Annotated in this window: 17 protein-coding genes and 1 other RNA gene; 14 read left to right on the forward strand and 4 right to left on the reverse strand. The window is 69.3% G+C overall.

All coding sequences use genetic code 11. From position 1 onward, the window contains the following. The 4 genes from BA895_RS11865 to rnpB form a co-directional block, all read left to right on the forward strand. The coding region (locus tag BA895_RS11865) for an IS481 family transposase (RefSeq protein ID WP_070192122.1) at positions 1 to 590 on the forward strand (590 nt) is incomplete at its 5' end. Positions 591 to 712: 122 nt separating this feature from the next. Next, entirely contained in the window at positions 713 to 1,303 is a 591-nt protein-coding gene (locus BA895_RS11870; protein ID WP_070192123.1) for a hypothetical protein, read from the forward strand. A 114-nt stretch (positions 1,304 to 1,417) separates the two neighbouring features. After that, positions 1,418 to 2,587 (forward strand): RtcB family protein, encoded by a 1,170-nt coding sequence (locus tag BA895_RS11875; RefSeq protein ID WP_070192124.1) that lies wholly within the window; start codon positions 1,418 to 1,420, stop codon positions 2,585 to 2,587. A gap of 106 nt (positions 2,588 to 2,693) precedes the next feature. Further along, positions 2,694 to 3,087: RNase P RNA component class A (gene rnpB / locus BA895_RS11880), an RNA gene on the forward strand. 51 nt (positions 3,088 to 3,138) lie between these two features. Here rnpB and BA895_RS11885 read toward each other — a convergent pair. Further along, complete coding sequence (locus BA895_RS11885) at positions 3,139 to 4,209, reverse strand: Lrp/AsnC family transcriptional regulator (RefSeq protein ID WP_217493892.1); 1,071 nt, start codon at positions 4,207 to 4,209, stop codon at positions 3,139 to 3,141. Between the two features lie 183 nt (positions 4,210 to 4,392). Here BA895_RS11885 and argE point away from each other — a divergent pair, with 183 nt between their 5' ends. Together argE and BA895_RS11895 are read left to right on the forward strand one after the other, a co-directional pair. Further along, the gene (gene argE / locus BA895_RS11890) at positions 4,393 to 5,544 is read left to right on the forward strand and encodes an acetylornithine deacetylase (RefSeq protein WP_254666441.1); all 1,152 of its coding nucleotides are present in this window, start codon (positions 4,393 to 4,395) and stop codon (positions 5,542 to 5,544) included. 26 nt (positions 5,545 to 5,570) lie between these two features. Next, on the forward strand, positions 5,571 to 6,857 hold the full coding sequence (locus BA895_RS11895; RefSeq protein ID WP_070192127.1) for an MFS transporter: 1,287 nt from the start codon (positions 5,571 to 5,573) through the stop codon (positions 6,855 to 6,857). Positions 6,858 to 6,916: 59 nt separating this feature from the next. On the opposite strand, the gene BA895_RS11900 is transcribed toward BA895_RS11895, so the two are convergent. Then, positions 6,917 to 8,170, reverse strand: a complete 1,254-nt coding sequence (locus BA895_RS11900) for an MFS transporter (protein WP_070192128.1) — start codon at positions 8,168 to 8,170, stop codon at positions 6,917 to 6,919. Between the two features lie 142 nt (positions 8,171 to 8,312). On the opposite strand from BA895_RS11900, the gene BA895_RS23540 reads away from it, so the two are divergent. From BA895_RS23540 to BA895_RS11935, 7 genes are all read left to right on the forward strand, one after another. Beyond that, positions 8,313 to 8,612, forward strand: a complete 300-nt coding sequence (locus BA895_RS23540; protein ID WP_139142621.1) for a hypothetical protein — start codon at positions 8,313 to 8,315, stop codon at positions 8,610 to 8,612. Positions 8,613 to 8,666: 54 nt separating this feature from the next. Next, positions 8,667 to 14,249 (forward strand): carboxyl transferase domain-containing protein, encoded by a 5,583-nt coding sequence (locus BA895_RS11910; RefSeq protein ID WP_070192130.1) that lies wholly within the window; start codon positions 8,667 to 8,669, stop codon positions 14,247 to 14,249. An 85-nt stretch (positions 14,250 to 14,334) separates the two neighbouring features. Then, a complete protein-coding gene (locus BA895_RS11915) occupies positions 14,335 to 15,345 on the forward strand; it encodes an aldo/keto reductase (RefSeq protein WP_070192131.1) in 1,011 nt (336 codons plus the stop codon). A 259-nt stretch (positions 15,346 to 15,604) separates the two neighbouring features. Then, the gene (locus BA895_RS11920) at positions 15,605 to 16,258 is read left to right on the forward strand and encodes an MBL fold metallo-hydrolase (protein WP_070192132.1); all 654 of its coding nucleotides are present in this window, start codon (positions 15,605 to 15,607) and stop codon (positions 16,256 to 16,258) included. Between the two features lie 40 nt (positions 16,259 to 16,298). Beyond that, positions 16,299 to 17,150, forward strand: coding sequence for an ABC transporter ATP-binding protein (locus BA895_RS11925; protein ID WP_070192175.1), 852 nt, complete (start codon positions 16,299 to 16,301; stop codon positions 17,148 to 17,150). Further along, positions 17,126 to 18,697 (forward strand): hypothetical protein, encoded by a 1,572-nt coding sequence (locus BA895_RS11930; protein WP_070192133.1) that lies wholly within the window; start codon positions 17,126 to 17,128, stop codon positions 18,695 to 18,697. Before BA895_RS11925 ends, BA895_RS11930 begins: the two co-directional genes overlap by 25 nt. A gap of 79 nt (positions 18,698 to 18,776) precedes the next feature. Next, on the forward strand, positions 18,777 to 19,487 hold the full coding sequence (locus BA895_RS11935) for a hypothetical protein (RefSeq protein WP_070192134.1): 711 nt from the start codon (positions 18,777 to 18,779) through the stop codon (positions 19,485 to 19,487). A 16-nt stretch (positions 19,488 to 19,503) separates the two neighbouring features. Here BA895_RS11935 and ppgK read toward each other — a convergent pair whose 3' ends face one another. Both ppgK and map read right to left on the reverse strand, forming a co-directional pair. Then, positions 19,504 to 20,262 carry a polyphosphate--glucose phosphotransferase gene (gene ppgK, locus BA895_RS11940; protein ID WP_070192135.1) on the reverse strand — a complete coding sequence of 253 codons (759 nt, stop codon included), beginning with the start codon at positions 20,260 to 20,262 and terminating at the stop codon, positions 19,504 to 19,506. A 58-nt stretch (positions 20,263 to 20,320) separates the two neighbouring features. Further along, positions 20,321 to 21,184 (reverse strand): type I methionyl aminopeptidase, encoded by an 864-nt coding sequence (map, locus tag BA895_RS11945; protein WP_070192136.1) that lies wholly within the window; start codon positions 21,182 to 21,184, stop codon positions 20,321 to 20,323. 76 nt (positions 21,185 to 21,260) lie between these two features. On the opposite strand from map, the gene BA895_RS11950 reads away from it, so the two are divergent. Further along, positions 21,261 to 21,455, forward strand: coding sequence for a methionine aminopeptidase (locus BA895_RS11950; protein ID WP_070192137.1), 195 nt, complete (start codon positions 21,261 to 21,263; stop codon positions 21,453 to 21,455).

Genomic DNA, 21,455 nt, shown 5'->3' on the forward strand with positions numbered 1-21,455 from the left:
CCAAACCCGCGCCGCGACGCTACGAACACGAGGCCCCCGGTGACCTGGTGCACGTCGATGTCAAGAAGCTCGGCCGGATCCCCGACGGTGGCGGGCACCGCATCCACGGCCGGGCCAAAGGCAACCGGATCAAGAAGAACACCCGGCCGGGTACCGCGTTCATCCACAACACCGTCGATGACCACTCCCGGCTCGCGTACTGCGAGATCCTGACCGACGAACGCAAAGAGACCGCCTGCGCGTTCTGGGCCCGGGCGAACGCCTACTTCGCCTCCTGCGGGATCACGGTCAAACGGGACCTGACCGACAACGGGTCGGCCTACCGCTCCAAGGACTTCGCGGCCGCGCTCGGCCCGGTAGTACACAAACGGACCCGCCCGTACCGGCCCCAGACCAACGGCAAGGTCGAACGGTTCAACCGAACCCTCGAACAGGAATGGGCCTACGCCCGCCCGTACCGCTCCGAAACCGAGCGGGTCGCCGCGTTCCCCAGCTTCCTGCACACCTACAATCACCACCGCGGCCACACCGCACTCAAGGGCGCCTCACCAGCCGAGCGCGTACCCAACCTCTGTGGGCACAACAGCTAGGCGGCGTCAGGTTGGCGTTGTGACCAGTTCGTGACCCGAGGCTGCCAACGGATCTGTGGCCGCAGCGCGTTCTTGCGAGTACTGGGCCCCGACCGAGGGCCCCACGTACACCAGGGGACATCATGGGCAGCTCGAAGACAGCGATCCGGTTCGGTGCGGTAGCAGCGGCGGTGGCCATCGCCGCCACGGTGGGCGCCGCCACCTCGGCGCAGGCCTCAGGGCCGGGGCCGACCGGTGTGGTCACGGCGGCGAGCGGGCTCAACGCTCGGCAAGCGCCGACCACGCAGGCCACCAAGACCTTCGCCTACCAGCGTGGGGTCACGGTTGGCCTCTACTGCCGCACCACCGGAACGAGCGTCGGAGGCAGCCGCGTGTGGTACTCGACGAACTCCTCCGGAACCCGCTGGGTCACAGGCGCGTACGTCGATGCGTCCGGCCCGGTTCCGAGGTGCCCGTCGGGAGCCACCGGAGACGCCAAGGCCGTCGCCACCACCGGACTCACTCTGAGATCGGGGCCATCCACCTCAGACCAGGTCGTGGCTCCCCTGCAGTCAGGGAGCTCGGTCTGGGCCCGCTGCAAGGTGCGGTCCCAGAGCGTCGACAGCAACGACCTCTGGTACTACCTCGAGAGCGACAGCTGGGCCTCGGCTCGCTACCTCAGGAACGTGAACGGAGGTCCGGGCGCCAACCGCATCCCGGTGTGGTGCCGCTGAACGGCTTCGCGCCTCGGTTCGATGTGTTCCACGGTCGAGCGCGACCGTCAAATGCATCGACCGGGATGGGGTCGCCGCCTAGGGTTCGAGGCTCCCACCACAAGAGAAGGAACCATGGAGAAGATCAACGGTCGGCTGCTCAACTGGGCATCGATCCTCGAACCCGCCACGCGTGAGCAGGCGCTGACCACGGCCACGATGCCGTTCATCCACCCGCACGTGGCCCTCATGCCCGACGCCCACCTCGGTCTCGGCGCGACCGTCGGCTCGGTCATCCCGACCCTCGGCGCGATCATGCCCGCGGCTGTCGGGGTCGACATCGGCTGCGGCATGATCGCGGTGCGCACCCAGCTCACCCGCAACCAGCTGCCGACGGATGCCGCTCCCGTACGCCGGGCGATCGAGGCCGCGGTGCCGCTCTCGGCCGGCGTCTACAACGAGTCGGTCGAGCTCGGGCACACGCAGCGGCGGGTGGCCGACCTCGAGGAGCGGGCGATGCGGGCCGAGTTCGACCCGGCATCCTTCGTGGGCAGCTGGCGGCTTCAGCTTGGCACGCTCGGGTCGGGCAACCACTTCATCGAGGTGACGCTCGACGAGACCGACCGGGTCTGGCTGTTCCTGCACTCCGGCTCGCGGGGCGTCGGCAACAAGATCGCGCAGCACCACATCAAGGTGGCGCAGGCGCTGAACACCAAGTGGTGGATCTCGCTGCCGCACAAGGACCTCGCCTACCTCGTCGAAGGCACTGACGAGTTCTGGGCCTACATCCGCCAGATGCGGTGGGCGCAGCACTTCGCGCTGCTGAACCGTGAGGAGATGATGGACCGGGTCGTCACCGCGTTCGAGGCCTGGGTGGGGGAGGGCGTGGAGCGGCAGGAGGAGATCAACTGCCACCACAACTACACCGAGCAGGAGAAGCACTTCGGCAAGCAGGTGTGGCTCTCGCGGAAGGGGGCGATCTCGGCCCGGCACGGCGAGGCAGGCCTCATCCCCGGCTCGATGGGCACGGCCTCCTACGTGGTCACCGGCAAGGGCAACCCGGTCGCGCTGATGTCGTCGCCGCACGGGGCGGGGCGGGCCTTCTCTCGGTCGGCGGCCCGCAAGCGGTTCACCCGCGAGCAGCTGCGCGAGGCGATGGTGGGCATCGAGTACCGCGACACCGACGCGTTCATCGACGAGATCCCCATGGCGTACAAGGACATCGACCAGGTGATGCTCGACGCTGCCGATCTCGTGGAGGTGCGCCACACGCTGCACCAGATCGTCAACGTCAAGGGTGACTGACTGACGACTGACCGGCATCCGTCTGCTGTGGTTCGAGGTGTTCCGCGACCGCCCATGGCCGTGGAATACCTCGAACCGGGATGTGGACGCTAGGCTCTGGCGTGGATGAGTCGGCCAGGCGGCCGCGTCAGGGGGCAACCTCTGCCGAGGAACGTCCGGGCTCCACAGGGCAAGGTGGTGGCCAACAGCCACCCGGGGTGACCCGCGGGACAGTGCCACAGAGAACAGACCGCCGGCAGCTTCGGCAGTCGGTAAGGGTGAAACGGTGGTGTAAGAGACCACCAGCGCTCCAGGTGACTGGAGCGGCTCGGTAAACCCCACCTGGAGCAAGTCCAGACAGTGCACGTGGTGCTTTCGAGCATGCGAAGGCCGGCCCGGTCGAGTGCACGGGTAGGACGCTCGAGCCGGCCAGCAATGGTCGGCCTAGATGGATGGCCGTCGCCGCACCACTCGGCAACGAAGGTGCGGAACAGAACCCGGCGTATCGGCCGACTCATCCACTCACCGGCTGACGACCTGAGGCCCGAGGGCGCGTCACCACTGGCCTCCGGTTACGGGTGTTGGTGGCTCGCGGGGTCGGCCCAGATGTCCAGCGGCACCGAGCGGATGCTGCGGCCGCTCAGATCGAGCTGACGGCCCATGCGCTTGATCGACCTCAGCACCATCGACCGGTCGAGAATCCGCATCTGAGGCACCTCGGTGGCCAGCCGGGCCTCGACGAGCGAGAGCTCGTGCAGCGAGTGGGTCGTGAGCGCGAGCATGAGGTTGGCGGGGCCTCCCGAGATGCGCCAGCACACCCGGATGCCGGAAATCTGTCGAAGCCGCGTCGCGACCGCGTCGATGTCGTGGGCGTCGGCCTGCGCCCACAGCCAGCTGATGACGGGCCACCCGGAGTCGGGCAGCGCGATGTCGCAGCGGAGGACCACCCGGCCGTTGCTGACGAGGTCGGTCAGCCGGCGCCGAACGGTGCTCTCGCTGAGACGAGCTCGGGCAGCGATGGTGGCGACCGGCATCCGACCGTCCTCACCCAGCAGCAGAATCATCTGCCGGTCGATGAGGTCGTACGGCCGTGAGAGGGGCGCCTGAGCCGACGTGAGCCCGTCGAGCCGCGCTTGCGGGGCCCGCATCATCACCGCCTGCTGGGCGGCATCGAGCACGTGAAGCTGCCAGTGGTCGCCCATCGAGTAGACCTTGGTCACGGCGTAGCTGCTCGTCGCCACCACCCCGGGTATCGATCCGACCGAGTCGAGCAGGAACTGGGACAGAAACGCCAGATCTCGCACCTCGACGAGAAGGGTGAGTGATCGGGGTCCGCTCGTGTGCTCGACGCTGAGCACGTGGGGAAGTTCGGTGACGCGCTCGGCAATGGCAAGAGTCTCGGTGGCGCTGCAGCTGAGCTCGACCACGGCGAGACACGACTCGGGCGTGCCCTGCCCGGTGGCTCGGCCCGTTACCCAGGCGATCCCGGTCGACGATAGACGCTGCCACCGGCGAGCAACGGTCACCGGGTCGATGTCTAGGGCCTCGGCAAGCACGGTCCACGACGCGCGCGGTTGCAGCTGCAGGCAGTTGACGATCGCCAGGTCGACCTCGTCGGCGACGATGGCGGATTCCTGCGTCATCTCACGATTCGACGCGCGATGCTGCATCCGCTGGCGGCTTTCTGGCACAAGTGTCAGTCTCGACGACTGGTGCACGCGAATCAACTGCCTGCACGCAGACCTCGAGACAGGGAGCCGGGCATGTCCCCCGAAAGCGCAACCCGCCACACCACCTCACAGCCTCGTTCCCTTTCCGGTCACCCGGTGGGCCTCGACTGGATCACCAGGCTGCTGCGCGTCGACACGACGAGCCGCGACAGCAACCTCCCGCTCATCGACCTCGTGGTGGCCGAGCTGCGAGCCCACGGCGTGGAGTCGGCGCTCGTCCACAACGAGGACGGCACCAAGGCCAACCTGCTCGCCACCTTCCCGGCCGCCGACGGCACGACCACCGGCGGCATCGTGCTGTCCGGGCACACGGACGTCGTTCCGGTCGACGGGCAGCAGTGGTCGAGCGACCCCTTCGCCCCTGAGATCCGCGACGGTCGTCTCTACGGGCGCGGCACGTGCGACATGAAAGGCTTCATCGGGTCGGTGTTGGCCAGAGTGCCCGAGCTGGCCGACGCGCCGCTGCGGGAGCCGGTGCACCTGGCCCTTTCCTACGACGAGGAGGTCGGCTGCGTCGGCGCCATCTCCCTCGTGGACGAGATCGTGCGGCGCGAGCTACGACCCCGCGCATGCATCGTGGGAGAGCCCACCAGCATGCGCGTCATCACCGGGCACAAGTCGCTGACGATGATCCGCGTCGCGTTCCACGGAGTGGCGGCGCATTCTTCACGAACCCCGCACGGCGTCAACGCGATCGAGCATGCGGCACAGCTGGTTCGGTTCGTGCGAGGTGTCGCCGACCAGTTCCGCACGGAAGGACCGTTCGACGAGCACCACGACGTGCCCTTCACCACGGCCACCGTCAACCAGATCGAGGGCGGCATCGCGGTGAACACGGTGCCCGCCGTCTGCACGCTGACCTTCGAGTTCCGCGCCATCGCAGGGGTGGACGTCGATGCCACCATCGAGAAGTTCTACGCCGAGGCGCGGCGCATCGAACAGTCGATGCAGCAGGAGAACCCCAGTGCGCGGGTGGAGGTGTCCATCGGTGCCCAGGCACCCGGCCTCGACACGCCGCAGGGCGAGGACGTCATCGAGTTCGTGTCCGGGCTGGGAGGGGCCGCCAGCTCCGAGAAGGTGGCCTACGGCACCGAGGCCGGGCTGTTCCAGCGGGCCGGCATCCCGACCGTGGTGTGCGGTCCCGGCGACATCGCGCAGGCCCACGCGCCGGACGAGTTCGTCGAGATCGACCAGCTCCACCGCTGCGACGCCCTGCTCGACGCTCTGCTATCCCACCTTCGCGGCTGACCCGCTCAACCGACCCAAGGAGAACCATGTCCCTCGACACCGTCACGCACGAAGACGTGACCCCCGAACGCCTGGCCGAAGCCCGCAAGGCGGTCCTCAGCAGCTCGATCGGAGCCGCGCTCGAGTGGTTCGACATCATCGTCTACGCCTCGTTCGCGATCATCATCGCGGAGAACTTCTTCCCCGAGGGCGACGCGACGCTGGGCCTGATCCTGACCTTCGCGACCTTCGCCATCTCCTACCTCGTGCGCCCCATCGGGGGAATGATCATCGGTAGCTATGCCGACCGTCATGGTCGCAAGAAGGCGCTGAGCCTCACCCTGCTGCTGATGATGGTGGGGACCATCCTCATGGCTGCTGCGCCGACACATGCACTGGTCGGGGCCTGGGCGGGTGTCGTCATTCTGATCTCGCGCCTCGTCCAGGGCTTCTCGGCCGGAGGCGAGTTCGGCTCGGCCACCACGTATCTCGTGGAAGTCGCCCCCAACCGCAAGGCGTACTACGCGTCGTGGCAGGTCGCGGCCCAGGGCATCTCGATGTTCCTCGCCTCGGCCTTCGGGTACCTCCTGTTCACGCACCTGTCGAAGGCGGACCTCTACACCTGGGGCTGGCGGATCCCCTTCATCATCGGCTGCCTCATCGGCCCGGTCGGCCTCTACATCCGGGCGCGCCTCTCGGAGACGAAGGAGTTCACCGAGAGCACCCCCCACGAGTCGCCCATCCGCGCCACGTTGACCGAGCACCTCGGACGAGTGCTGACCGGCTCGGCCTGCGTCGGAGTGGCCACCATCTCGGTCTACCTCATCCTCTTCATGCCCACCTACGCCGTGAAGAACCTCGGCGTGCCCGCCAGCGCCGCCTACCTCGGTGGCATCGTGGCGGGTCTGGTCACCATGATCGGGGTGCCGCTGGTCGGCCGGTTGGCCGACCGCGTCGGGCCGGTCAAGATCATGTTCTGGGCCGCCGTCGGTGCCCTGGTGCTGGCCTGGCCCCTGTTCGCCGTGGTCATCGCCTCACCGACCGTGCCGGTTCTCGTGGTGGCCATCGGCGTGCTCGGCGTCATCATGGCGTTCTACTTCGGCCCGCTGCCCGCCCTGCTGACGACCCTGTTCCCCAGGGAGGTGCGAGCCACCGGCGTCTCGGTCGCCTACAACGTGGGAGTCACGGTAATGGGCGGTATCGCCCCCCTCGTGCTCACCTGGCTCATCAGTCTCACCGGGTCGCTCAACGCGCCCAGCGTCTACTACATGGTCGTGGCCGTCGTCTCGCTCATCGGTCTCACGGTCGCGCGTCAGAAGTTCGACGCACGCTGACCGCCGGTGCCGGTGCCGGTGCCGGTACCTGCTGGCATCCGATCACCGTCGGCAGCCCGTCAGTCCTCGGTGTCGGGCTGCGCCGGGGGAGTCGCATGGTGCACGAGCGGTTCGGGCGCGGCCAGCCAGGGCAGCACCCCGACGAGACACACGAGGCCCGTCACCGCGAAAGCGGGGCCGAAGCCGAAACGGTCGGCGACGAGGCCGATAAGGATCGGGCCGACGATGGCGCCGCCGTCCTGCGCCATCTGGAAAGTCGAGAGCACCCGGCCTCCGCTCCGGTCTCGGCCGATCACGTCGGAGACGGCAGCCTGCTGCGCGGGGTTGACGAGGCCCGCGCCGACTCCGGAGACCAGCGACAGCGCGAACAGCACGGCCAGCCCGAGCCCGACCGACAGTCCGGGGCTCTGCGCGACGCCGAGCAGCCCCATGGAGAGACCCATGACGACGAGCCCGCCGATGACCAGCGGGCGCCGGCCGACCTGGTCGGTCAGTCGACCTGAGAACTGGAGGGTGATCGCGGTTCCGATCGCGCCGGCCGCGAGCACGGCGCCGGCCACCCACGGCTCGTCGAGCACCGCAACGGCGAGCAACGGCAGCACCGCCAACCGCACCCCGAAGTTGGTCAGGCCGTTGGCGGCGGCTGATGCGAGCACGGCCCGGTAGACCGGTGAGCGCCACGCCTCGGCGAGTCTCATCACCTCGCGCTGGCCCTGGCTGTCGACGGGGCGCAGCCGGGCGCCGCGCAGCCCGACCGCGACCACGGCAGCGGCGATCACGAGCGCCACACCGTAGACGATGAAGGGCAGCCGCAGGCCCCAGCCGGCGAGCACCCCGCCGAGCACCGGGCCGATCATGCCGCCGATGAGGAAGGCTGACGCGTAGGTGGAGGAGACCCGTCCCCGTGCTGTCGGGGGCGCGAGACGCACCAGCATGGTCAGGGTCGAGATGGTGAACATCGTCGATCCGATGCCGCCGAGCCCCCGGAAGACGAGCAGCTGAACGTACGACTGCGCGAAGGCTGTGGCGAACGAGGAGATGGCGACGATGATGAGCCCGGCGAGGTAGACGGGCCGCTCGCCGAGGCGACTGACGAGCTCGCCGCCCACGGGCGCAAAGACGAGGCGGAAGAAGGCGAAGGCCGAGACGATGACCGACGCCGCTGCGACCCCGACATCGAAGGAACGCGCATAGGCCGGCAGCACCGGCGAGACGATGCCGAAGCCGATGGCGATGACGAACGCAGCACCGACGAGAATCCAGATCTCCCGCGGAATCGTGATCCGGTCGGGGGGAATCGGCGGCGGCGTCACGAGGTCATTCTGCCTGCAGCGTCGAGTCACCCGTCGCCAGTGCGGTCCATACGGGGCTTGCTCGGCAACTGCTCGGTGCCTGGCTCGTCACAGCCGCGACACCGCCCTGGAGGCGTGAGACGCCCTCACCCACATCAGCATCGTGACCACGCAACCGGCGGCGACCCTGGCCATCAGGGCGACGAAGTCGCGGTCGAACGACGTACCGAACCGCGTTGCGGAGTCGAACCGGATGTTGGCCGTTGCCTTCGGGCACCTGATCGCCCGCCGCTCCGAGCTGACGAGCGTCCCTATCCGCACTCAGGTCGGCCCCGGTGGTCGCCTGCCGCTGATCGAGGTGCTTCAACGCTGTCGCACGCCGACAAGGGCGCACGACCCGGTGCAGATCTTCGGGGTGGCTACTCGCGAGTCGGGGGGCAAGGGTGGAAGGGTGGCGGGGTGACGCCCCCACCGGCGTCGCGAGCCCACCGGGGCGACGACAAGGAGTGCTGCTCGAATGATCTCGCGGATCGCGATCGTCAACCGAGGTGAGGCTGCCATGCGCCTCATCCACGCCGTGCGTGACATCAACGCAGCCAGCGGCCCCGAGGGCCACCGCATCGTCACGGTCGCGCTGCACACCGAGGGGGAGCGCCGGGCCATGTTCGTGCGCGAGAGCGACGAGGCCTACGACCTCGGCCCGGCCTCGGCCCGGCCCTACCTCGACCACGCGGTGCTCGAGAAGGCGCTGCGCGAGACGGGGGCGGATGCCGCCTGGGTCGGCTGGGGCTTCGTCGCCGAGGACGCCGCGTTCGCCGAGCTGTGTGGCCGCATCGGTGTGACGTTCATCGGGCCGAGCCCCGACGCCATGCGGAAGCTGGGCGACAAGATCGGCAGCAAGCTCATCGCCGAGGAGGTCGGCGTTCCCGTCGCCCCCTGGAGCGGCGGCGGCGTCGACACGCTCGAGCTCGCCAAGGCTGCTGCCGCCCGCATCGGCTATCCGCTCATGCTCAAGGCGACCGCTGGTGGTGGCGGTCGAGGCATCCGCCGGGTCGACTCCGACGCCGACCTCACCGACGCCTACGAACGAACCCGCGACGAGGCGCAGCGGGCCTTCGGCTCAGGTGTGGTCTTCCTCGAGCGTCTCGTCACCGGTGCGCGTCACATCGAGGTGCAGGTCATCGCCGACACGCACGGCACGGCCTGGGCCATCGGCGTGCGCGACTGCTCAGTGCAGCGACGCAACCAGAAGGTCATCGAGGAGTCGAGCTCGCCGGTGCTGAGCGCCGAGCAGGCCGACGAGGTCAAGGCGAGCGCCGAGCGACTGGCCGTCGCCGTCGGGTACGCCGGGGCCGGCACTGTCGAGTTCCTCTACCACCCGGGCGAGAAGTTCTTCGCGTTCCTCGAGGTCAACACCCGGCTTCAGGTGGAGCACCCGATCACCGAGGTGGTCACCGACACCGACCTGGTCAAGCTACAGATCCACGTGGCGAACGGGGGCCGGCTCGACGAGCGGCCCGGCGCCTCGCCCGGTCGCCCGACCGAGCGCGGCCACGCGATCGAGGCCCGGCTCAACGCCGAAGACCCCGACCGCGACTTTGCGCCCTCACCGGGCCGCATCTCGCTGCTGAGCTTCCCGGCCGGGCCCGGCATCCGCGTTGACACCGGGGTGGCGCAGGGCGACTCGATCCCCGCCGACTTCGACTCGATGATCGCCAAGATCATCGCCTACGGGCGTAACCGCGACGAGGCGTTGGCCCGGCTGCGGCGAGCGCTGGGCGAGACGGTGGTCGTCATCGAGGGAGGCTCGACGAACAAGAGCTTCATCCTCGACCTGCTCGCCCAGCCCGAGATCATCGACGGGTCGGCCGACACCGGCTGGATCGACCGGGTCCGCGCCGAGGGTCGCCTCGTCAGCCATCGCCACTCGGGCATCGCGCTCGTCGCCGCCGGCATCGAGGCCTACGAGGACGCCGAGGCCATCGAGCTGACGCGGCTGCTCGAGTCTGCGCGCGGAGGTCGTCCACAGGTGCAGCACACCGTCGGTCGAGCGATCGACCTGAAGCTGCGTGGCACGGCCTACAAGGTCATGGTGCTGCGCACCGCGAGCCACCGGTTCCGAGTGTCCATCGTCAACGGTGGCGCCGAGCACGTCGTCGACGCCTCCATCGACCGCATCGACGACTACTCCGGCCGCATCACCGTCGAGGGACGCACGCACCGCCTCATCACCGCGACGCACGGGCCGGTGCACCTCGTCGAGGTCGACGGTGTGACGCACCGGGTCACCCGCGACGAGGGCGGTGTGGTGCGATCGCCTGCTCCGGCCCTGGTCGTGGCCACGCCCGCTGCTGTCGGGTCGGAGGTCGCCGCCGGAGCGCCGGTGCTGGTGCTCGAGTCGATGAAGATGGAGACGGTGCTGGTCGCCCCCGTCGCCGGCCGGGTGCGCGAGCTGCTCGTGACCATCGGCAGCCAGGTCGAGACGGGCGCCCCGCTCGTGCGTCTCGAACCCACCGCGGATGCCGATGACACAGCGCCGGTCGAGCCGCCGGCATCCGTCGACCTTGACCTACCCGACGCCGGGTCGCAGGCGCAGACCGTTCGCGAGCGGGTGGCCCGCGGGGTCGAAGACCTCTCGGCCGGGGTGCTCGGTTTCGACCTCGACCCGACGTCTGACCGGCGTCGGCTCACTCAGTACCTCCACGCCCGAGCCGAGGCGGTGGCGGAGGGCGTCGTTCCGCTCGCCGACGAGCTGAACATCCTCGAGCTGCTGACCGACTTCGCCGAGCTGAGCCGCAACCGCCCGGCGGCCGAGGAGCGGCACACCGAGCTGCTCGTGCACAGCCCCCGAGAGCACTTCCACTCCTTCCTGCAGAGTCTCGACATCGACCGGGCGGGGCTGTCCGCCGACTTCCGCGACAAGCTGGCCCGGGTGCTGCGTCACTACGGCATCACCGACTTCGAGCGCACCCCTGACCTCGAGGAGGCGGTGTTTCGCATCTTCCTGGCCCAGCAGCGTTCCGCGCCCGAGGTGGCGCTCGCCACCTCCCTGCTCCAACGCTGGCTCTCCGAGCCGGCGCCGGAGCCGCCGCTCGACACTGCGGCCCGGGAGGTGCTCGACCGCCTGGTCGTGGCGATGCAGCTGCGCTTTCCGGTCATCGGCGACATGGCCCGTAGCGTGCGCTTCCGCTGGTTCGACCAGCCGCTCGTCGACGAGGAACGCGAGAGCGTGCTGGCCGGCGTCCGCGACCAGGTTGCCAGCCTCGCCGCGAGCCCGGATGCCGCTGACCACGGCGACCGCATCGACGAGCTCGTGGCCATTCCCGAGCAGATTGTCAGCTTTCTCGCCGAGCGTCTGCCGGCGGACGGCACGCGCGAGATGCCGGAGCACGAGCCGATGCTCGAGGTGCTCATCAAGCGGCACTACCGCGAACACGGGCTGCACGGGGTGGCGACCCTGACGGCCGGCGGTCGGCCCTTCGCCGTCGCCGACTACACGCTCGACGACCGGCCCACCCACCTGACCTCGACCATCGGCACCGTGGCCGAGCTGGTACCGGGGAGTGACCTCGTCGCCTCGGTCACCGCCGACGTCAGCGCCCGCTCCGAGAACCAGCACGCGGTCGTCGACCTCTACCTCAGCTGGAGCGACGGGCCGGAGTCGACCGACGAGCAGGCCGAAGGGCTGGCCAGATTGCTCGAGACCCTACCGTTCGCGCACGAGGTGCGACGGGTGGCGGTGGCCGTCAGCCCGGGCGCCGGTCGACCGGTGAGCTACTTCACCTTCCGACCCGACTCCAACCACGAGGGGAAGCTGACCGAGGACCCCCTGGTTCGCGGCGTCCACCCGATGGTCGGACGGCGCCTCAACCTGTGGCGGCTGCGCGCCTTCGATATCACCCGCCTCGACGCCCCCGACGATGTGCTGCTCTACGAGTGCGTGGCTCGCGAGAACGCCGACGACCGACGCCTCGTCGCACTGGCCCAGGTGCGTCAGATCGTCGTGGTGCGCGACGAGACGGGCGAGGTGACAGGGCTCCCGCACGTCGAGCGGGCCATCGCCAACTGCCTCGAGGCCATCCGCCGCGTGCGCAACAGCCGAGGCAGTAGCGGCAGCAAGCTCGACATGAACCACGTGTGGGTGCAGATCTGGCCCGAGATCGAGGCCGACCTGCGCCAGCTCACGGCGCTGCAGGGCAAGATCGCGCCCGGCACGGCCGGCGCCGGCATCGAGGAGGTGCTCGTGCAGGCCCAGCTGGTAGCAGCCCCGGGCGAGGCGCCCTCCCCGATCGCGGGGCGCTTCCACTACCAGCCCGGTTCGGGTGTCGTGGCCACGGTCGGGCCGCCGCCGACCGAGCCGCTCAAGCCGCTCGACGACTACACCTCGAAGGTGGTGCGCCTGCGTCGTCGTGGGCTCGTCTACCCCTACGAGGTGCAGTCGATGATCGCGGGCGACGGCGGCTCCGTCGTCGAGCACGACCTCGACGACGCGGGGGTGCTCGTTCCGGTCGACCGGGCTCTTGGCATGAACAAGGCCGGCATCATCGTCGCCGTCGTCACCACACCGACCGTGCGGCATCCCGAGGGGGTCAAGCGGGTCGTGCTGAGCGGCGACCCGCTGCGCTCTCTCGGGTCGGTGGCCGAGGCGGAGTGCGCACGCGTCATCGCCGCGATCGACCTCGCCGAACGGCTGCAGGTGCCGCTCGAGTGGTACTCGCTCTCGGCCGGAGCGCGCATCTCGATGGACTCGGGCACCGAGAACATGGACTGGGTGGCCCGCGCCCTCAAGCGCATCATCGAGTTCACCCAGACGGGTGGCGAGATCAACATCATCGTCGCGGGGATCAACGTCGGCGCCCAGCCCTACTGGAACGCCGAGGCGACGATGCTGATGCACACGAAGGGTGTGCTCATCATGACCCCCGACAGCGCCATGGTGCTGACGGGCAAGCAGTCGCTCGACTTCTCCGGCGGGGTCTCGGCCGAGGACAACTTCGGTATCGGCGGCTACGACCGGGTGATGGGGCCGAACGGCCAGGCACAGTACTGGGCCCCGAACCTCGCCGGTGCGCGCGAGATCCTGATGACGCACTACGAGCACTCCTACATCGCCCCCGGTGAGAGCCGCCCGCGCAACGCCACCAGCGACGACCCCACCGACCGCGACGTGACGCTCTACCCCCACGACCCGGCAGAGTCGGGCTTCGCGACGGTGGGCGACATCTTCGCGGCGAGCACCAACCCCGACCGCAAGAAGCCCTTCGACATCCGCACCCTCATGCGGGCGGTCGCCGACCAGGACCGCGAGCCGCTCGAGCGGTGGGCCGGCATGGCTGACGCCGAGACGGCCGTGGTGCAGGACGCCCACCTGGGTGGCATCCCGGTCTGCCTCATCGGCATCGAGTCGAGAAACGTTCCGCGCCGGGGCTTCCCACCCACCGACGGGCCTGACACCTACACCGCGGGCACCCTCTTTCCGCGGTCGTCGAAGAAGGTCGCAAGGGCGATCAACGCCGCGAGCGGCAACCGGCCGGTCGTGGTGCTGGCGAACCTGTCTGGGTTCGACGGCTCGCCCGAGTCGATGCGCAGCCTTCAGCTGGAGTACGGCGCCGAGATCGGCCGGGCCATCGTCAACTTCGAGGGGCCGATCGTGTTCACGGTCGTCTCGCGCTACCACGGCGGCGCCTTCGTCGTGTTCTCGAAGGCCCTCAACCCGCGGATGACCGTGCTCGCCGTCGAGGGCTCGTTCGCCTCGGTGATCGGTGGGGCCCCGGCAGCAGCCGTGGTGTTCGCACGAGTCGTCGACTCGCGCACGGCCGCGGACCCTCGAGTGACCGACCTCGAGTCGAGGATCGCGGGGTCGACCGGTGTCGAGGGGGCCTCGCTCGTGGCCGAGATGGCCGAGCTGCGGGGTGGGGTGCGCTCCGAGAAGCTGGGCGAGGTCGCGTCGGAGTTCGACCGGGTGCACAGCATCCACCGCGCTGTCTCGGTCGGTTCGGTCGACGCGGTCATCGACCCGCACGAGCTGCGCCCACGCATCATCGAGGCTGTCACCGAGGGGTTGGCGGCCCCAGACCTGACCAGACCTGACCGCGCCTGAGGTGATGCCCGGATGCCGCCCGAGCCAGGCGGCATCCGGGCCCCCGCTTGCCCGAACGTGCACCAGAAGGTCTTGACTGGTGGTCATGACCACGAACCAGCAGAGCCTCCCCACCCGCACGCTCGGCACCGCAGCCCCCCTCGACGTCTCGGCCATCGGCCTCGGCTGCATGGGGATGTCGGAGTTCTACGGCACCGGCGACGAAGCCGAGGCCACGGCGACGATCCACCGTGCCCTCGAGCTCGGGGTGACCTTTCTCGACACGGCCGACATGTACGGCCCGTTCACCAACGAGAAGCTGGTGGGGCGCGCCATCGCCGATCGCCGCGACCAGGTCGTGCTCGCCACGAAGTTCGGCAACGAGCGCGCCGAGGACGGTACCCGACTCGGTGTCAACGGCCGACCGGAGTATGTGCGCCGCGCCGCCGAGGCCAGCCTCCAGCGGCTCGGCGTCGACCACATCGACCTCTACTACCAGCACCGCGTCGACCAGAACGTGCCGATCGAGGAGACCGTGGGCGCGATGGCCGAGCTGGTCGCGGCGGGCAAGGTGACCCACCTCGGTCTCTCGGAGGCCTCACCCAACACGATCCGACGCGCCCACGCGGTTCACCCGATCACCGCGCTACAGACCGAGTACTCGCTCTTCACCCGCCACGTCGAGCACGAGATCCTGCCGACGCTGCGCGAGCTCGGCATCGGGCTGGTGCCCTACTCGCCCCTCGGCCGCGGCATCCTCACCGGTGCCATCACCTCGCCCGACGACCTCGACGAGTCCGACTCGCGTCGCACCGCCTACTTCCCACGTTTCCAGGGGGCGGCCCTGTCGGCCAACCTCGCCCTCGTCGAGCGGCTGCGGGCACTGGCGGAGGAAAAAGGCGCTACGGCCGCACAGCTCGCACTGGCCTGGGTGCTGGCGCAGGGCGTTGACATCGCGCCCATCCCCGGCACGAAGCGGGTGCGCTACCTGCAGGAGAACGTCGGGGCGGTCGCCATCGAGCTCACGACCGACGATGTGGCCGCCATCGACGCCGCCGTGCCGAGGGAGTCGGTGTCAGGCGACCGCTACGGTGACCTGTCGAGCATCGACGTCTGAGAGCGAGCGTCAGCCGGCTGTCAACGGCGCGCGCGAATACGAACAGCCCGCGCACGACGTACGCGAGGAAGTCCGCGAGCGAAGGCCTCCACCGACAGCACGATCACCAGCGCACTGACGACTGTTCTGGTCCACGATGCCCTTCGGCCGGTCGAGCTCCTGGTCTGAGTCGTCACCCACCCCGGGGTGTCGCAGTCGATACCCGAGCGTCGGCTCTCGCGTCACCGGCGTGGCGCGGGTGCCGTGATTAGGTGGAGGTATGCGCCTTACTCATCTCGGACACGCCTGCCTTCTCATCGAGGCGGCCGACCGCCGGGTGCTCGTTGACCCGGGCAGCTTCTCGAAGGGTTTCGCCGAGCTGCGCGACCTCGACGCCATCGTGGTGACCCACAACCACGGCGACCACTTCGACCCGGGGCCGGCGGCGGCGCTCATCCGGGCCAACCCGGGCGCCGAGGTCTACACCGACCCCCTCACCGCCCAGAAGCTGCGAGAAGAAGGCCTGGCTGCCGTGCCCACCGCCGAGGGCGAGCCGTTCGCCGTCGGTGATGTCACGGTGTCGCCGGTGGGAGTGCTGCACGCCTTCAACCACGAGGCCATGCCGCAGATCCCCAACGTCGGGTTCGTCTTCCGCGCCGACGGTGAGCCGACCCTCTTCCACCCCGGTGACGCCTACGACGCCGAACCGGGCGAGGTCGACGTGCTCGCCCACCCCCTCAACGCGCCGTGGGCCGCCAGCCGTGACTCGATCGCGTTCGTCGCGCGCATCGCCCCGAAGGTCTTCATCCCGATCCACGACGCGCTGCTGTCCGAGGCGGGTCGGCGCATGTACGCAACCCACATCGAGACGTTCAGCGGGGTCGACGGGCTGACTTACGTCGACCTCAGGGACGACGAGTCGGCCACTTTCTGACGGGTAGAGCGAGACAGGGGAAGCCATGAGTGAGCCGAGCATGACCGAGTCGCAGACCACCGAAAGGGGCACGTCCTCCACCGCAGCCTCCGCACCCGCCGACCTTCCCGCCCCTCGAGGCGGTCCCGCCGCCGGGCCGGCCGTGGCCATCCGTGGCCTGGGCAAGCGCTTCGGCGACGTGATCGCCGTGAAGGGCATCGACCTCGACGTTCCGCGTGGCTCGTTCTTCGGCCTGGTGGGCCCGAACGGCGCCGGCAAGACGACGACGCTCTCGATGGTCACGGGCCTGCTCCGTCCCACGGTGGGGCAGGCCTTCGTGCTCGGCCACGACGTCTGGGCCGACCCGGTCGCGGCGAAGCGGCTGCTCGGCATCCTGCCCGACGGGCTGCGCACCTTCGACCGGCTGACCGGCCTGCAGCTGATCACCTACTCCGGTCTGCTGCGGGGAATGCCACGCGAGCTCGCGGCCGAGCGGGCCACCGAGCTGGTCAATGCATTGGGCCTCGCGTCGGCGCAGGGCAAGCTCGTCGTCGACTACTCGGCGGGCATGACCAAGAAGGTCACCCTGGCCTCAGCCCTGATCCACGGCCCACGGGTGCTGGTGCTCGACGAGCCCTTCGAGGCCGTCGACCCGGTGTCGTCGGCGACGATCCGCAGCATCCTCGCCGACTTCGTGGGTTCGGGCGGAACCGTGATCCTCTCGAGCCACGTCATGGACCTCGTCGAACGCATCTGCTCCCACGTAGCGGTCATCGCCGACGGGCGGGTGCTGGCCCACGGAGGTATCGAGGAGGTGCGTGAGGGCCAGAGCCTCGAGCAGCGCTTCGTCTCTCTCGTCGGCGGCACGACCCAGGTGGAGGGGCTCTCGTGGTTGCGCACCTCGTCAGACTGAAGCTCACCCTGCTGCGGAACATGTTTCGGCGCAGCCGTGCCCAGGCGATCGGGGTCGTCTTTGCGGTTGTCTACTTCGGGTTTCTCGTCGTGGCCATGGCGTTCGGGGCCGCCAGTCTTCGCGTCGACCTCGGTCTCGCCGTCGACATCATCCCGGTGGCCGGGGCGGTGGCCGTGGTGCTCTGGTCTCTCGTTCCGCTCTTCTCCTTCGGCTCTGACCCCACGCTCGACCCCGCGCGCTTCGCCACGTTCGCCGTGCCTCCTCGACAGCTGGCCATCGGACTGATCGCCGGGGCGCTGGTCGGGTTGCCGGCCATCGCAACGATGCTCATCTCTGCGGGGGTCATGGTGGCGTGGTCGCACACGGTGCTGTCGACGCTCGTCGGCATCGTGTCGACGGCGGTCGCGGTCTTGACCGCCGTCACGATGAGCCGCTGGGTGTCGGCAGTCGCGACCGCCGCGCTGTCGAGCCGTCGGGGCAACGACGTCATGGGCGTGCTCGCCCTCATCCTCCTCGTGCTCCTCTCACCGGTTCTGATCGTGCTGTCCAACGCGGGCGGTGACTACCTGGCGGTGGTGCGGTCGGTCTCTTCGGTGGCCGGTTGGACACCCCTGGGCTGGGCCTGGGCCGCCCCCGGCGACATCGCCCTCGGGCACACCGTCGTCGGTCTGCTGCGACTCGCACTCGGCGTCGCCTTCCTCTGGGCGTTGGGGGTGCTGTGGCTGCGTGCGCTGACTCGTCAGGTCGAGAACCCGAGGTCGGCGGCACGTTCGGGGTCCGCCACGACCGCTGATGGTGACCTCGGCCTGCTCGACCGAGGGCCCGACACCCCGACGGGAGCGGTGGCGATGCGGGTGCTCGTCTACTGGTGGCGTGACCCGCGCTACCAGGCCGGGATGCTGCTCACGCCCTTCGTTCCGCTCGCCCTGCTCATCCCGTACTTCACCTCCGACGTGCGGTGGGTCACGCTGTTGATGGCGCCGTTGCTCGCCTTCATGATGGCCTGGGGTGAGCACAATGCCGTGGCGTACGAGGCCGACGCGTTCTGGATGCACGTGGCCGCGGGCACGCCCGGCCTGGCCGACCGTCGCGGTCGGCTCGTGCCGAGCCTGCTGGTCGCGGTTCCGCTGGTGATCGTCTACGCGGTGGCGGGCGCCGCCCTGGCCGCCCGGTTCGACCTGCTGGCAGTGGTGCTGGGCCTGTCAGTGGCTCTGCTCGGCACGGCCTACGCCGTCTCGAGCGTGCTCAGCGTCGTGCTGCCCTACCCGGTGGCGAAGCCGGGGGAGAGCCCCTTCTCGACACCGCCCGGCGCCACCGGCATCACGCTCGCAGCCCAGACGGTGGCAGCCATCAGCAGCGTGGTGCTCTCAGCGCCACCGATCGTTCTCGCGCTGCTCGCCTGGTCGGGCGCGGTGTGGGCGGTGTGGGCGGGAGCCGTCGTCGGGCTCGTCTGGGGCGTCATGCTGTTCGAGATCGGCGTGCGAGTCGGGGCGCGCGTCTACGAACGGCGTGCGCCAGAGCTGCTCGCGAGCCTGACGGCCAACTGAGAGCACGTCACCGGCTGCACGTCACGCAGTTCGTGCGTTTCGCAGACCTGTCGGCCCGGCTTCCCGTACCGTCACGGCCATGTCACGCAGCGCTACCGATGCCGCGAGAACGGCGCTGCAGGGCTTGGCGCCGGTGCTGCTGTCGGGGTCGGGGGTTCTCATGATCATGGCGTCGCGGGAACGGTGGTGGCCCGCCTGTCGGCTCGGAGACTTCGATGCCCCCGACTGCCTCACGCTTCAAGACCATCGGTTCGACTTCCTGCCGCCGACCGAGCCGTGGGTCCCTGTCGGAGCGGCGGCTCAGGTCGGGGCTGGGAGCATGGTGCTCCTGAGTCTTGCGCTGCTCTTTCTGCCCTGGTTGCTCGGCGGCGCCCAGCGGCCGGTCGTGACGCTGCTCGTGGGCGCCGTCCTGGTTGCCCCGCTGCTGACGTTGGCCGTGATGACCGGGCGCTCGGGTCTCTCGGGTCGGGTGGTCGCGGGCCCAGGCCTGGAGTGGGTCTACTGGCTGTGGATCCTCACCCCGATCGCCCTGCTCCTCATGGTCTTCGCGTTCCAGATCGCTGATCCGCGCCCCGGTATTGAGTGGCGACTGTTGGTCGTCGGTCTGGTCAGCGTCAGTACACCTCTCGGCGAGTTCTTCATCGCCGGAGCACTGCTGGGCTTGTCGTACGACACCACCCCGTGGTCGGAAGCCGTCAGTGGGGTCTTCCTCGTGGCGGCCGGCCTCGCCCTGTGGCCGGCGATCCGGTCACGCTCTGCTGCCCAGATCGCGGTCCCCAGCCCGGTGTAGGTCGGGAATGCCCGCCTCAGGCGAGGTCGGCGGCGAGGCGAGCAGCACCGATGATGCCGGCCTTGTTGCGCAGCTGGGCCGGCACGATGGCAGCCCGCAGCTTCAGCTTCGGCAGGAAGTCGTCGGCGTCCTTGCTGATGCCACCGCCGACGACGATGAGGTCGGGGGAGAAGAGCTTCTCGATGGTGTTGTAGTAGACCTGAAGGCGCTCGACGTACTCCTCCCAGGAGAGACCCTCGTTCTCCTTCACCGACGAGGCGGCGCGTCGCTCGGCGTCGTAGCCGTCGATCTCGAGGTGCCCGAGCTCGGTGTTGGGCACGAGCTTGCCGTCGCTGATCAAGGCCGACCCGATCCCGGTGCCGAGGGTGGTGAGGATGACGACTCCACTGACGCCTTTCGCGGCCCCGTAGTACATCTCGGCCAGGCCGGCGGCGTCGGCATCGTTGAGCACCGTGGCCGAACGGCCGGTGTGCTCCTGGATCAGGGCTTCGGCGTCGGTGTTGAGCCACGCCGGGTCGATGTTCGCGGCCGAGAGCACCGTGCCGCGAATGACGACGGCCGGCACGGTGACCCCGATGGGGGAGTCGCCGGTCTGTTCCGCGAAGTGGTCGACGATCTGGTCGACGACGGCGGCGACGGCATCCGGTGTGGCGGGTCGGGGCGTGAGGATCTTCAGACGCTTCTCGGCGAAGTCTCCCTTGTCGAGGTCGACCGGCGCGCCCTTGATGCCGCTACCGCCGATGTCGATGCCCAGGGGCTTGCCGTGCTTGGCCATTGATCCGACCTTCCTCGCAGGTGGTGGGCCTTGGGCCCCGGTGCCGTCGCGCCACACCCTACGGCAGGGTGAGAATCTCGTTCCCGTCGTCGGTGATCAGGATCGTGTGCTCGAACTGGGCCGACCGGCGCCGGTCCTTGGTGACGACGGTCCAGCGGTCGTCCCACATCTCCCACTCGGCAGTGCCGAGGTTCAGCATCGGCTCGATCGTGAAGGTCATGCCAGGCTCGATGACGGTCGCGTACGAAGGGGCGGCGTCGTAGTGCGGCACGATGAGGCCGGAGTGGAACTCGAGACCGATGCCGTGCCCGGTGAAGTCGCGCACGACCCCGTAGCCGAAGCGCTTCGCGTAGCTCTCGATCACGCGACCGATCACGTTGATCTCGCGGCCGGGTCGCGCCGCGCGAATGCCGCGCATCATCGCCTCGTGCGTTCGCTCGACGAGCAGCCGCGACTCGTCGTCGACCGCACCGACCAGGTAGGTGGCATCGGTGTCGCCGTGTACGCCGTGGATGAAGGCCGTGACGTCGATGTTGACGATGTCGCCATCGTCCAGGGGGCGAGCGTCGGGGATGCCGTGGCAGATGACCTCGTTGACGCTGGTGCACACCGACTTGGGAAAGGCCTTGTAGCCGAGGGGGCTGGGGTAGGCGCCGTGGTCGAGCAGATACTCGTGCGCGACGGCGTCGAGGTGCTCGGTGGTGACGCCAGGGGCGATCTCGGCGGCGGCGGCGGCCATTGCTCGCGCTGCGATGCGACCGGCATCGCGCATCTTCTCGATGAGCTCGGCGTTCTTGGTCTTCACGTCGCCGTCTTCACGCGGGTTCGCCACGTCGACATAGTGCGGGCGTTCGATCGAGCTGGGCACGGAGCGGCGGGGACTGATCGCGTGCGGGGACACACTGGCGTGCAGGAGCGGCATACGGTGGAGTCTAGGTGTCAGCCGACAGCGTTCACGAGGGACGGTCTGCGGCTGGGTCGGAGAGGACGAGCGGAAGATGAGCTTCTGGTACAACGTCGACAGCGGCCAGGTCGAGACCGACGCGAACCGCAGTCGAGGCGAGCAGGTGCTCGGGCCGTACGCCACCGAGGCCGACGCGCAGGCGGCGCTCGACAAGGCCCGGGCCAACACCGAGAAGTGGGACAGCGACGACCGGGCCTGGAACGAGAAGGGCGCCCACGACAGCGACTGA

The sequence above is a fragment of the Humibacillus sp. DSM 29435 genome, assembly GCF_001758225.1.
Lineage (GTDB): Bacteria > Actinomycetota > Actinomycetes > Actinomycetales > Dermatophilaceae > DSM-29435.

Coding starts and splice junctions, on each gene's coding strand:
- BA895_RS11870 (WP_070192123.1), top strand. CDS start 713: ATGGGCAGCTCGAAGACAGCGATCCGGTTCGGTGCGGTAGCAGCGGCG.
- BA895_RS11875 (WP_070192124.1), top strand. CDS start 1,418: ATGGAGAAGATCAACGGTCGGCTGCTCAACTGGGCATCGATCCTCGAA.
- BA895_RS11885 (WP_217493892.1), bottom strand. CDS start 4,209: ATGACGCAGGAATCCGCCATCGTCGCCGACGAGGTCGACCTGGCGATC.
- BA895_RS11895 (WP_070192127.1), top strand. CDS start 5,571: ATGTCCCTCGACACCGTCACGCACGAAGACGTGACCCCCGAACGCCTG.
- BA895_RS11910 (WP_070192130.1), top strand. CDS start 8,667: ATGATCTCGCGGATCGCGATCGTCAACCGAGGTGAGGCTGCCATGCGC.
- BA895_RS11915 (WP_070192131.1), top strand. CDS start 14,335: ATGACCACGAACCAGCAGAGCCTCCCCACCCGCACGCTCGGCACCGCA.
- BA895_RS11920 (WP_070192132.1), top strand. CDS start 15,605: ATGCGCCTTACTCATCTCGGACACGCCTGCCTTCTCATCGAGGCGGCC.
- BA895_RS11925 (WP_070192175.1), top strand. CDS start 16,299: ATGACCGAGTCGCAGACCACCGAAAGGGGCACGTCCTCCACCGCAGCC.
- BA895_RS11935 (WP_070192134.1), top strand. CDS start 18,777: ATGTCACGCAGCGCTACCGATGCCGCGAGAACGGCGCTGCAGGGCTTG.
- ppgK (WP_070192135.1), bottom strand. CDS start 20,262: ATGGCCAAGCACGGCAAGCCCCTGGGCATCGACATCGGCGGTAGCGGC.
- map (WP_070192136.1), bottom strand. CDS start 21,184: ATGCCGCTCCTGCACGCCAGTGTGTCCCCGCACGCGATCAGTCCCCGC.
- BA895_RS11950 (WP_070192137.1), top strand. CDS start 21,261: ATGAGCTTCTGGTACAACGTCGACAGCGGCCAGGTCGAGACCGACGCG.